This window comes from Enterobacter cloacae complex sp. 2024EL-00227, from assembly GCF_043945315.1.
GTDB classification, from domain to species: domain Bacteria; phylum Pseudomonadota; class Gammaproteobacteria; order Enterobacterales; family Enterobacteriaceae; genus Enterobacter; species Enterobacter roggenkampii.
On record NZ_JBIMQP010000001.1, the window covers coordinates 529,640 to 541,555 of the forward strand.

At 56.9% G+C, this 11,916-nt stretch carries 13 protein-coding genes; all 13 read left to right on the forward strand.

The window, feature by feature from the left end; all coding sequences use genetic code 11:
• Window position 1 precedes the first annotated feature (1 nt).
• The 13 genes from ACHH0Z_RS02490 (at window position 2) to ACHH0Z_RS02550 (ending at window position 11,906) form a co-directional block, all read left to right on the forward strand.
• Window positions 2–1,333 (forward strand): terminase large subunit domain-containing protein, encoded by a 1,332-nt coding sequence (locus tag ACHH0Z_RS02490; protein ID WP_045407463.1) that lies wholly within the window; start codon window positions 2–4, stop codon window positions 1,331–1,333.
• Between the two features lie 11 nt (window positions 1,334–1,344).
• Window positions 1,345–2,766, forward strand: a complete 1,422-nt coding sequence (locus ACHH0Z_RS02495) for an anti-CBASS protein Acb1 family protein (protein ID WP_045407460.1) — start codon at window positions 1,345–1,347, stop codon at window positions 2,764–2,766.
• Entirely contained in the window at window positions 2,763–3,587 is an 825-nt protein-coding gene (locus tag ACHH0Z_RS02500; RefSeq protein ID WP_045407458.1) for a hypothetical protein, read from the forward strand. The genes ACHH0Z_RS02495 and ACHH0Z_RS02500 overlap by 4 nt, the downstream gene beginning before the upstream one ends.
• Before the next feature lie 12 nt (window positions 3,588–3,599).
• Window positions 3,600–5,204 (forward strand): NUDIX domain-containing protein, encoded by a 1,605-nt coding sequence (locus ACHH0Z_RS02505; protein ID WP_045407455.1) that lies wholly within the window; start codon window positions 3,600–3,602, stop codon window positions 5,202–5,204.
• Between the two features lie 15 nt (window positions 5,205–5,219).
• The gene (locus ACHH0Z_RS02510; RefSeq protein WP_045407452.1) at window positions 5,220–6,080 is read left to right on the forward strand and encodes a hypothetical protein; all 861 of its coding nucleotides are present in this window, start codon (window positions 5,220–5,222) and stop codon (window positions 6,078–6,080) included.
• 16 nt (window positions 6,081–6,096) lie between these two features.
• Window positions 6,097–7,128, forward strand: coding sequence for a hypothetical protein (locus ACHH0Z_RS02515; protein ID WP_045407450.1), 1,032 nt, complete (start codon window positions 6,097–6,099; stop codon window positions 7,126–7,128).
• 68 nt (window positions 7,129–7,196) lie between these two features.
• A complete protein-coding gene (locus ACHH0Z_RS02520) occupies window positions 7,197–7,679 on the forward strand; it encodes a hypothetical protein (protein WP_032656017.1) in 483 nt (160 codons plus the stop codon).
• Entirely contained in the window at window positions 7,676–8,104 is a 429-nt protein-coding gene (locus ACHH0Z_RS02525; protein WP_045407447.1) for a hypothetical protein, read from the forward strand. The genes ACHH0Z_RS02520 and ACHH0Z_RS02525 overlap by 4 nt, the downstream gene beginning before the upstream one ends.
• Window positions 8,101–8,535: a hypothetical protein gene (locus tag ACHH0Z_RS02530; RefSeq protein WP_045407444.1), complete on the forward strand. Its 435-nt coding sequence runs from the start codon at window positions 8,101–8,103 to the stop codon at window positions 8,533–8,535. The genes ACHH0Z_RS02525 and ACHH0Z_RS02530 overlap by 4 nt, the downstream gene beginning before the upstream one ends.
• Window positions 8,519–9,460 (forward strand): hypothetical protein, encoded by a 942-nt coding sequence (locus ACHH0Z_RS02535; protein WP_045407439.1) that lies wholly within the window; start codon window positions 8,519–8,521, stop codon window positions 9,458–9,460. Before ACHH0Z_RS02530 ends, ACHH0Z_RS02535 begins: the two co-directional genes overlap by 17 nt.
• Window positions 9,461–9,464: 4 nt before the next feature.
• Entirely contained in the window at window positions 9,465–10,859 is a 1,395-nt protein-coding gene (locus ACHH0Z_RS02540; RefSeq protein ID WP_045407437.1) for a hypothetical protein, read from the forward strand.
• A 4-nt stretch (window positions 10,860–10,863) separates the two neighbouring features.
• Window positions 10,864–11,301: a hypothetical protein gene (locus ACHH0Z_RS02545; protein ID WP_023327272.1), complete on the forward strand. Its 438-nt coding sequence runs from the start codon at window positions 10,864–10,866 to the stop codon at window positions 11,299–11,301.
• A gap of 2 nt (window positions 11,302–11,303) precedes the next feature.
• Window positions 11,304–11,906 carry a hypothetical protein gene (locus tag ACHH0Z_RS02550; RefSeq protein ID WP_045407740.1) on the forward strand — a complete coding sequence of 201 codons (603 nt, stop codon included), beginning with the start codon at window positions 11,304–11,306 and terminating at the stop codon, window positions 11,904–11,906.
• Window positions 11,907–11,916 lie beyond the last annotated feature (10 nt).

Below are 11,916 nucleotides of genomic sequence, written 5' to 3' on the forward strand. Positions count from 1 at the left end.
TATGGCCGACATTTACCTCCCGACGCTGCATGACGGGCAGTTAAAGGTCTGGTCCGATTCCTGGGAAGGTCAGCTGCATGCGGTCCGGTGTGGCCGCCGCTGGGGTAAGACCTTCATGCTGTCCAGCGCTGCCGTGACCTACGCTACAGCGCCGTTTAAGCGCCCGGGCATGGACATTGAGCTCGGCGGCCGCGTCGGTATCTTCACTGCGGAGTATCGCCAGTATCAGGAGATCTACGACAAGCTCGAAGAAATCCTGCTGCCGCTGAAGAAAAGCTTTAGCCGTCAGGAGAAGCGCCTGCTGCTGAAAAATGGCGGGAAGATCGACTTCTGGGTCACCAATGACAACAAACTCGCTGGCCGTGGACGTGAGTACGAAATCATCCTGATAGACGAGGCGGCGTTTACCAAGTCGCCGGAGATGCTGAGGGAGATCTGGCCGAAGTCGATTAAGCCAACGCTGCTGACGACGAAAGGCCGGGCCTACGTGTTTTCAACGCCGGACGGGGTGGACGAAGAGAACTTCTTCTACGCCATCTGCCACGATAAAAGCCTTGGCTTTATTGAGCATCACGCGCCGACATCTTCCAACCCGTTCGTTCCGCCGGAAGAACTGGAGAAGGAGAAGGCCAACAACGACCCGCGCGTGTTCCGCCAGGAGTTTCTGGCCGAGTTTGTAGACTGGTCCGCCGCTTCGCTGTTCGACGTCCGCAAATGGTTCGAGGGTGAGAATCAGGATCAGCCTGTTGATTACCCTGAGATGTGCCAGGCCGTCTTCGCTGTCATGGATACCGCCGTCAAAGGTGGCTCTGAGCATGACGGTACGGCGGTGGTGTATTACGCCGTCGACACCCGGCCCGGGATTCAGCGACTCACCATTCTCGACTGGGATGTGGTGCAGATTGACGGCGCGCTGCTGGAAACGTGGATGCCGTCGGTATTCGACCGGCTCAACGAGCTTTCCGGGCAGTGTGTTGCCATTAACGGCAGCCTGGGCGTGTTCATCGAAGACGCCGGCATGGGCAGCATCCTCCTGCAGAAAGGCGAAAGCCTGGGATGGCCGGTCAACAAAATAGAGTCCGCCCTGACCAGCAAAGGAAAGGACGAGCGCGCCATTATGGCCTCCGGTTACCACTACCGCGGCCTGGCAAAAATATCCCGACACGCCTACGAGAAGACAGCCGTCTTCAAGGGCGAGACAGCAAACCATCTGCATAAGCAGGTTTCCCGATTCCACCTTGCCGACAAGAAAGCGCATAAGCGCGCCGATGACCTGCTCGATGATTACACCTACGGGCTGATCATCGCCTTCGGCAGCGGCGACGCAATCTGACGAGAGAACCAATGAACGAAGACGATTTCGAAATCGGCAGCTGCTCTCACTCAGAGTTGATGGCATTGCTGGACAGCGACGACATCCAGCCCGGCTCCACGGCTGGCTATCAGACCTGCAAAACGGTTTACCTCTACCACCCACTGGGCGGTAAGATGGTCGATCGCCCGATTAAAATGGCGATGAACGAGCCGCGCACCGTGCATGTTGCCCAGTCCTATGGTCTTGAGCAGCGCCTGCGCGACGCGTTCGAACGCGAATGGAAAGCGATGGGCGCTAACCAGCACATCGCCAACGCCGCGCGCATCGCCCGAATTTATGGCGTATCAGCGATCGCAATGCTGGTGGATAACCAGGAACCGAATGAATCGCTGGATTACCGCACGCTGTACAAGCACAACGTCAGCTTTAACATCCTGGACCCGCTTAACACCGCGGGCAGCATCGTATTGAATCAGGACCCGAACGCCCAGGACTTCCAGAAAGTCGACGGCATTCGGGTGGCGGGCAAGCCGTATCACAAATCACGCTGTGTCGTCGTGCAGAACGAGGATCCGATTTACCTTGCCTACAACCCGGCGGCGTTCGGCTTTACCGGGCGCAGCGTATACCAGCGCGCGCTCTACCCGCTGAAGTCTTTCATCCAGACCATGCGCACAGACGACATGGTTGCGGTGAAAGGCGGCCTGCTGGTGACGAAAATCAAGGGGCCAAGCTCCGTCGTCAACAACATGATGCAGAAGCTCAGCGGCATCAAGCGCATGATGCTTAAGCGCGGGAAAACAGGGGAAGTCCTGCAGATCGGCGAACTCGACAACATCGAGTCAATCGACCTGAGCAACCTGGAAAAGCCTCTCGACTCCGCACGTAAGCATATTCTGGAGAACACGGCCGCCGCCGCCGACATGCCAGCGATCATCCTCAACTCCGAGACGTTCGCCCAGGGCTTCGGTGAAGGCACGGAAGATGCCCGCGCCGTGGCGGTGTACATCGACAACATCCGCGAGTGGCTTGACCCGCTTTACGCGTTCTTCATCCGCGTATGCCAGTACCGCGCCTGGAGCATTGAATTCTTCCAGTCGCTACGTGCTGACTTCCCGGAGCTGAAAAACACCTACAGCCTGTATTTCTCGAGCTGGATAAACAACTTCGAATATCGCTGGCCGTCCTCCCTGAAAGAGCCGGAAAGCGAGAAGGTGAAGGTCGACGAGATACGCTTTAAGGCTATCGTCAGCATGCTGGAAACGGTGCTTCCGCAGCTCACGGCGGATCCGGAAAACCGCGCGACGCTGATCGAGTGGGCGTGCGAAAACGCCAATGCCAACGAGAGCCTATTCCCTCAGCGGCTTAACCTTGATTACGACTCGCTGAAAGATAACCCACCGCCGGAGCCGCCGAAAGCTGAAGAGCCTGGCGGCGGGATGATGCTATGAACACTTTCACCAGAACAGTGAGAGATGCGGTGAAGTTCTTTCTCCGCAACGGCTACTCGTCCCGGGAAGAGCTGGAACGCTGGCAGGCGATTATCCGCCAGGCCGCCGAAAGCGAAACAGCCGATGACTACATGGCGATGGTCACCCGCAACCTGACGAAGGCATACGACATGCAGGTGGGCCGCGCTGGCGCGCTGAAGCGCCATCATGGCATATCCCGGTTCACGCTCAACTACCTTGAGCCGAAGCTGAGGACGGAGCTCGACAGGCGGATCCTCGCCAGCGCCGACCTAATCCAGCTCAACCGCCAAAAAGCCATCGACACCACGTTGTCACGGTTTAGCGGCTGGGCCAGCAGCATCCCTTCAGCCGACAGCATTGCGCTGACCGGCATTCAGGGAACGATGCGGGAGACGGCAGCGCACATTCAGAAGGCCGCAGAGAAGGTGGACTATGAAGCGCGCCGGGTGATGATCGACCAGAACCATAAGCTGATAGCCAACATCGACAACGTGATCGCAACGAGCAATAACGCGATTGCAGCGATATGGCACAGCCACTGGCGGCGGCCGGGTTATGACTTCCGCGAGGACCACAAGGAACGCGATCAGCTTTATTACCTGATCCGCGGAAACTGGGCGCAAAAAAACGGGTACGTGAAATCCGGGCCTGCCGGTTACCTCGACGAAATCACCCAGCCTGGCGAAGAGGTTTTTTGCCAGTGCTACGTGACCTACATCTACAACATCCGAAGCATTCCAGAATACATGCTGACCCAGAAGGGGCAGAAGTTCATGGAGTCGATGAAGAAAGCAGCATAGGAGCGTTAAAACGTGGCTATTTTTGGCAGCGGGATAATGTTCCGTCAGGGTAAGTTCGTCTTCCTGATCCAGCGCTCGGATGATGGCACATGGTGCCAGCCTGGCGGAACGGTAGAGCCGGGCGAGCTGCCCATTGATGCCGCGCGCCGCGAGGTGCTGGAAGAGGTGGGCTATCAGTACGATGGCCCGCTCACTCCACACAGCGTATACGGCGATTATCTGACGTTTCGCGCTGAGGTGCCGGAGAGGTTCGAGGCGAAGCTTAACGACGAATCGCTGGCCGCCGGATGGTTCCACATTGACGATCTGCCCAAGCCGCTTCATCAGCCCTTCGCTGAGATGCTGGCGCAGCAGGCGCTCAATGAAACCGAAGTGGCCGCGCTAATCGCTGACGGGACGCTAAGCAGCCCGCAATTCTTTATCAACATGTGGATGTTCGCCATCCGGGTAACCGGAACAGGGGTTACCTGGCGCTCTGCAGATCAACAGATGGCCTTCCGTAACCCGGACGACTATCTCACCCCAGAGTTTCTCCAGCGAGTTGCCGGTGTACCGCTTATCTGGCTGCACCCGGAGAAAAACAAGCTCGATAGCGATGAATTTGCGAAGCGTGTTATCGGCACCCTGACGAACAGTTGGGTTGCAGATAATGGCGAAGTCTGGGCTATTGCCCGGGTGTACGACGCTGAAGCCGCCGAAATTATGGCGACACAACAGTTGAGTACCTCGCCAACCGTCACGTACAGCGAAGCGCAGGACTCAATCATCAAAATCGACGGTCAGCCTCTATTGGTGGAAGGTTCCCCGGTATTGCTCGACCACGTTGCAATTTGTGAACAGGGCGTATGGGACAAGCTCCTTGCCCCTACTGGTGTTAAATCTGATTCCATTCCAAACGAGGCTGAAAAGATGGACAAAGAGGAATTGAAGGCCCTAATGCGTGAGTGCTTGGCAGACATGCAGAAAGAAAAGGCCGACTCCGACGCGAAAGAAAAAGCTGACGCAGAAGAGCGCGAAGCTAAAGAGAAAGCTGACGCTGAGGAAAAAGAAAAAGCGGATGCAGCTGAAGCTGAAGAAAAGGCTGCCAAAGAAAAAGCAGACGCCGACGCCAAAGAGAAGGCCGACGCGGAAGAGGCTGAACGCATGCAGAAAGAAAAGGCTGACTCTCAGCTGCGCCAGGAGATCGCCGACCTGCGCTCCCGCATCCCAACCGAGTTGAGCGATGAAGAGCGCAACGAAGTCGCCGACGCACAGGTGAAGGCCGATAGCGTGTTCTCCTGCTTCGGCAAGCGCGCTCCGGTGCCGCTGTCTGGTGAAAAGCCGCTGGCATATCGCCGCCGCCTGATGATCCAGTTGCAGGAGCATTCTCCTGACTTCAAATCCGTCGACCTGTCCTCTATCGCTGACTCAGCCCTGCTGAGCGTGGCCGAAAAGACCATCTACGCCGACGCGCAGAAATCAGCAAGCCTGTCTGTTGGCCCTGGCATGCTGCGCGAAATTAAACGCGCTGATGCGACCGGTCGCCAGATCAGCACCTTCGAAGGCGATCCTGCTGCCACCTGGGCTCCGTTCCAGTCCGGCAAGCGTCAGGTCACCAGTTTCAACAACCAGGCTTAACGGGAGCTCTCAAGCATGGCTACTTTATCTCTTAACCCGATGGCAACCACGAACGCGCTGGGCTCCTTCGGTGTGCAGTCCGACGGTTATATTCAGGGCGTGGCGCTCGATGACCCGGCCAACCGCTTTAACCTGGCGGCGGGCACCGTGGCGGCAACGGAAACCAAACCCCTGTGGGGCGGCCTGCCGGTTGCCGAGCTTCTGCCTGGCACCAGCTCAAGCCCTCGCGGTTCTTATATCCGTCGCGCTGTGTCTGTTGCCGAGCTGGAAGGCTTCACCGTCTTCAATCAGGCTCATAACGGTCTGACCACTCCTCAGTCACCGGTCCCGCTGTACGCATCAGGCATGAGCGTTTCGTACTATCGCCTGGGCTCTAACATGCGCGTGCCGCTGAAAGCCTCTGCACAGGTTGTTGCGCTGGGCACTTCCGGCGCGTCGGTTAAAACGCCGCTGGCCTGGGATTTTGTGAACAACCAGATCACCACCGCGGCGGCGGCCGGTTTCACCGGTTCTGATATTGCGACAACTGCAGTGACCTATGCCAATGGTGTGGCGACAGCGGTAACCGATTCAGCTCATGGCCTGACTGCTGGTCAGTACGTGAAAATCAGCGGCGTTGTTCCTGCGGCGTACAACGGCACTGTGGTCGTGCTGTCTGTTCCGAGCTCAACGACCTTCACCTATGCCCCGGCAACTGCACCAGGCGGCGCTGCAACAACGCAGGGCACCATCGGCGCAGTTACGCTTTCCGACATCACGCTGCCGGTAAAAGTGCTCGCCATCGAATCAGGCAACTCCAAGACTGTCAGCTATGACAGCGCGACTGGTTTCCTGACCTGGAACAACACCGACAGCTGCGCGCTGGTCTTACTTTAATCGGGAGCTGAATTAAATGGCTGCAATTACCCCCAGCTACACCATCGTCAATCCGTCGTACATCGCGCCGGAGATGATCATTGGTTACCAGCAGGCGTCAGGTGCGTTTGAAACCATCGCCAGCGGTAACCCGCAAGTCCGTCTCGGCGTAGGCGATCAGTACGTCTACATGCGCCGTCTGGACATTCGCACCCAGACCACTTCCAGCCAGTCCGGTAACGGTAACCAGCTGCCGAGCGTGGCGCTGGATGCGAAGATGATTTCCACCCCAACCTATCTGTTCCGCTGCCGTGGTATCTACGATCACCATGACATGGCTGCTGCCGGTAACTGGAACTTTGCACTGCCGGAAGCTCAGCGCCTGGGCATGCGTCAGGGCATTTTCCAGCAGCTGCGTTCTGCTCTGCTGTACGGAATGAACCCTGCTGGCGGTGAAGGCCTGCTGAACACCGCTGGCGCGACTACTGAGTCTCTGCCTCCGGACAGCAACGGCAACACCACTGTGCTGACCTATGACCACGGCCAGATGGCGGTATATCTGCTGGGACACGTACAGGCCGCACTGACCCGCACCATGCAGCTGGGCCGCCAGCAGCGCGTCGTTATCCTGGGGCCGCAGCGCGTCCTCGGCGCCATGGAGATTCAGCAGATCGTTCAGCTGACTTCTTATCAGCGTCCTGGTGGTGGTACTGACACCGTCGGCGGCACGGTGAAAGAAGTGCTGAAAGGCGCAAACGTCCAGGTTGACTGGGTGTATGACGACACTCTGATCGGCGCAGGCGCTGGTGGTACAGACGCGGTGGTAATCACCATCCCTGAGGTCGAAGTGCCAATGGTCAACTCGACTGTGAACACTAACGAATTCGCCAAGTTGACTCCGTCTCTTGCCGCGAACGCGCTGATGTTTACCGACATGGCCGCGCCGCGTGAGATTCCGACGCCGATCGCTGGTGGTGCCATCGATGTTCTGTCCGAAATGCGTTCTACCGCAGGCTGGGCAGTTCGTCCGGAAGCAATCACCATCCTGTCCATGGCGTACAGCGCCTGATCCATTCTTTGAAGTGGTTAAGCCTCTGCCGGGGAAACTCAGCAGGGGCTTTTTTACGAGGGTAACCAATGAAACTCTATATCGCTAACACCACCAAGCAGCGCCAGATTTTCGCCTATCGCAAGCTCGAGACCGGCCGCCTTATTCAGATCCCGATTAACCACGGCGACCAGATGATGGTACTGGATGGCACAACTGAAGAGATTGAAGCGGTGGTGCAGCACCATCAGGTTTATGGTCTGGTTGACTCGACAAAAATCGACCAGAGCCAGGCGTTTGTCGGCCTGTGCTACAGCCTGAACAAGCCTGTATCAGCGTCGGTAATCGAAAAAGCAATCCGCGATAACGATATTCACCTGACCCGTGGCGCCCACGGCCGCCGCCAGGCATCCGTAGCGGCTTTGGACAGCTCTCTGCGCGAAAGCGGTACCGGCTATTCCGGCGAGATGGAAGTCAGCGCTGAGCAAGCGAAAGGCCGCGAAGACAGCGAAGACACCCCAACGGTTAACGAAACAATCGTGACTGAAAAATCCGGGAGCAAGAAAAAATGACAACGAGCCTGTCGGGATTTATCGAATTCGTTCGAACTGACATGGGCGTGACCGCCGCGCAGGTTCCCGACGACTCGCCGTCTTTCACCCTAGCGTATGGCGGCGCGGTTGAGTGGGTAAACCCTGATATCGCGTGCGTCACGCCGAATCTGTACACCGTTGCCGTGTACAACCTGGGCGCGTCTTTCCTTGTCAACTACGGTACCGAATCGGTATTCGCCGAGTTCAGGAAAGAGTATGGCCTGAATAATTTCAAGGCTGGCGTAATTACTGGCGTCGGGGATAACTCAACCAGCGCTCAGCGCCTGGTTCCGGACTTCTTCAAAGACCTGTCGCTGGCTGACCTGCAGATGTTGCAGGACCCGTGGGGGCGCCGGTACCTGATGATTGCCCAGCAGTTCGGCAGCCTGTGGGGGCTGTCATGATCACCTTCCACCTGGGGGTGATTGATGTCCCGTATGAGGACGAAAACACCACGACCGGAGACGTCGCCGAGTATCTGGAGGAAAAGTACCAGATCATGCAGACGTTTTTCGACAGGTACAGCAAAGACATCGCTGACCTGATGGCGAATGACATGGCCGCGTCGCTTGAAAACATGATGGCCGGCGCGCCGCCAGCCAAAGACCCTCTGGCAGAGTCGATGTCCCGGATCCATGACCTGTTTGTCGCCTTCCTCGACAACACCGAAATGAACGGATTGCCGGGCGTGCCTACGCGCCGCGCGCTGGAGGGTATATCCAAGCGATTCAAAAACAAAAAAGGGCCACCGCGTCCGTCATTCATTGATACCGGAACCTATCAGGCCGCGATGCGCGCCTGGGTAAGCGGGGTGCTGAATGCCTTCCCTGAGTGAGTTGCAGCAGACTGCAAAAACAGAGCTTAACGCCACGCTGACGCAGGGTCTTGATGACCTGAGCCGCTTTCAGGTGGTCACGTTCACGAAGTATATCCGCAAGGTGCTGCCCCTCGATGGTTTCGTCTTCTGGGTGAAAGCCTCTGTTCTGTCAGACGACCCCAGCAGCGAGCCGGATACAGTTGACGTTAAGGGCTATCTGCACCTGACGACCGAAACCATTCAGGACGATGAGCAGTTATACGACCGGAACGTCGTAACGTTTACCGCGCAGGCGGACATCGACCCGTTCAACGATATCGGATCTGATGTCCTGTATATCGGCGAGTTCTTTGGCCTTCAGTTTTCCTTCTCCCGGCGCACCGGGCTGAACGAACCGGCCAACCTCTACCACTACACAGGGGAGGCAATCTTCCCCTACATGCGTTCGCAGATCATCAACTCTGCAGATGACATCGATCTGGCTGATGTGGTGGTTTCGAGTTCATTGCCGGTATGGCTGACGCTGAGCCAGTACATGCCAATGTTCCCGGCCATGCTGTCGACGCAGAACCTGTCTCCGCCGTATGCAACGGTGAAGTGCAGCAACACCGCGCCGATTGCCGGGAGCTTTTACCTCGATGAGCAGCAGAACCAGTATCAGCTGGTTTCCGAGGATGTGACGATCTCCATCACTGGCCTGCGCAATGCCGGAGTTGAAGATTTCCTGAGGTACGTACAGCAGTACACGCTCGGCGATGACGCGGAAATGGGCGTGATGAATATCCCGGTCGTTCAGGACGAGCGCGTCACGCAGAACGAGCTGAACATCATCGCCATGAGAAAAACCATCAAGTTCAAAGTCAACTATTACCAGCAGCGCATGCGGAATGTCGCGCGCAGGCTGATCACGTCAGCGATTCCGTCCATTTACCCGGAGAAATAAATAAATGGCAATTGTTAACATTAACGTATCGGTGACCAATCCACCGAAGCCCTCTCAGCTGCTTAAATCCGGCGCGATGATCTCCATGGGCGGAACGACCCTGGCGGCAGGAGAATATCAACTCCTCACTACCAAGGACGATCTCAAAGCAATCACATCCCCGGGCAAAACTATCGCATCAATCGCGTGGGCTACCGGCGTTGTGACAGTGACGCTGTCAGAGGCGCATGGCTGGAACGTTGGCAACACTATCCCGCTGGTTGTCTCTGGTGTTACTCCAGCAGCTTATAACCGCGCCGTAACCGCCACTGTGACCACTTCTACCGCCTTCACTTATCCGTTGGCTACAGACCCAGGAACGGCAACAGTTATGGGTACGGTGAAAACCGTAGCGGCAAACGAAATCATCGAGATGAACACCACGTTCTGGTCCCAGGGCACCACCCGCGCGGTCTATGTGCTGGAACTGGGCGACGTGTCTGTTGCTGCTGCTGTTGCTGCTCTGGCCGACTTCATCGATGAGGATATCTCTCTGGGCAACACCTACCAGAAATTCTTCTCGTACCTGGTGCCGCGCGAATGGGATGGAGAAACGACGTTTAAAACCCTGACAGGTCTGTATACCAGCCCGGCGTCACTGGTTTATTTCTTCGTTACCACCACGATCGCCACCTATTCGGCCTGGGTCGCCACCAAAAACAAATCTGTGTTTGCAGGTGTGGAGTCGACAAACATCCCGGCTGGTGAGTTTTCCATGGCGTTCCCGTTCCAGTCATCTCTGGCAAACGATCCTGGCTCATCAAACATGGTGCCGCCAATGGCGTACCGCTTTGGTTACGGGGTTACAGAATACCCTGTAGAAGGAAATGGCACGCTGCTGAAGCAGCTCCAGGACAACAGCATCAACTACGTCGGCACCGCCGCGGAAGGTGGGCTGAGCAACAAAATGCTGGTGGCTGGCCACATGCTGGACGGCAATCCGTTCAACTACTGGTATTCAGTGGCGTGGACTGCAATCAACCTCGAGCTCGATCTGGCCAACGAAATCATCAACGGTTCAAACACCACGGTTAACCCGCTGTACTACGAGCAGAACGGCATAGACCGCCTGCAACGCCGCGCGCTGAAGACGCTGCGCAACGGTATCAGTTACGGCCTGATCCTGGGGCGTGTAATTGGTACCGGACTGACGCAGCAGGATTTCAATACCGAGTACGAGAAAGGCACGTATGCCGGGAACGCGGTGATTAACGCCGTGCCGTTCGCGAATTACACCAGCCTGAATCCGTCCGATTACGCCGATGGCAAGTATAACGGCCTGAGCGCCGTAATGACGCCGCGCCGCGGCTTCGAATCCATCACGTTTAACGTGAACGTAACCAACTTTGTAGGGGCGTAAAAAAATGGCAAACCCATTAGTACCGCAGGGATTCCTCAATCGTGTACGCGGCGCGGTGTCGGTAACTGACGTGCCAGCGCTGAACATCACCGCCTCTTATCTTGGCAAGGACGCCATCAGCATGCGTCCTGATGGCCCTGCGACGGACATTATCCCGACGCTGACCGGCACCGTAGGTAGCCAGGCGCCATATCAGCAGGTGACCGTCACCGTCCATCTGCTGCGCACCCAGGGCCTGAGTGACAGCTACAAAAACCGCTTCGCCACCGATACGGCACTGGGCGAGGTTGTAATCACCCCGGACGCGAACACGCTGAGCAATTTCACCGTGCTTAACGCTTATCTGGTGAACTTCAACGAACTGCCGTTTACCGGTATGGATGCCGGGTACGTGGTTACCATCAGCGGCTACATCCTGGCTAACGACAACATGTGGGTCTGATTGTGAAAATAGACAAAAAGCTCAACCTGGTAACAAACATCACCCGGGAAGACGGGTCAATCGTGTACCTGCATGTGACCCCGTTCCCGTATGAGGTGGTGGAGGAGCATTGCCTGCTGCTGGGCAACCTCTTTACCAACTTCATCTCACAGGTCGGCGGCCTTGGCGCGGCGCGCGTTGCCGCGATGATGCTCCGTAAAAAGCTTCAGCGCGAGCAGGAGTTGAGGGAAGAGGCTAACCAGCAGGCCCAGCAGGCCCAGCAGGCTCCAACCATCGTAGACGAAATCCAGCGCCTTACTTCAGTGGTGTGGAATGACGGCGGTACATGGAAAACCACATCTTTCGAAGTCGCGATGAAGCAGGGGATTATCTCTCCTGACGAATACCGCGAAGTTGAAGGTGAGGTGGTTTTTTTTATGGTTTCCTCTGCCATTCAGAAAGCTCACCTGATCGCCCCGACGGTGGGCTCAGTGATCGGCATGTTCGGTGGGCAACTCGTATCATCGAGCGTTACGGCGTTCCGCGATTCGTTGCTGACGTCGAATCAGCCTACCGATACCCAGACCCAGAGTGCCCAGCCGGAAACGTCATACATACCCTCCTAGACTGGGCGTC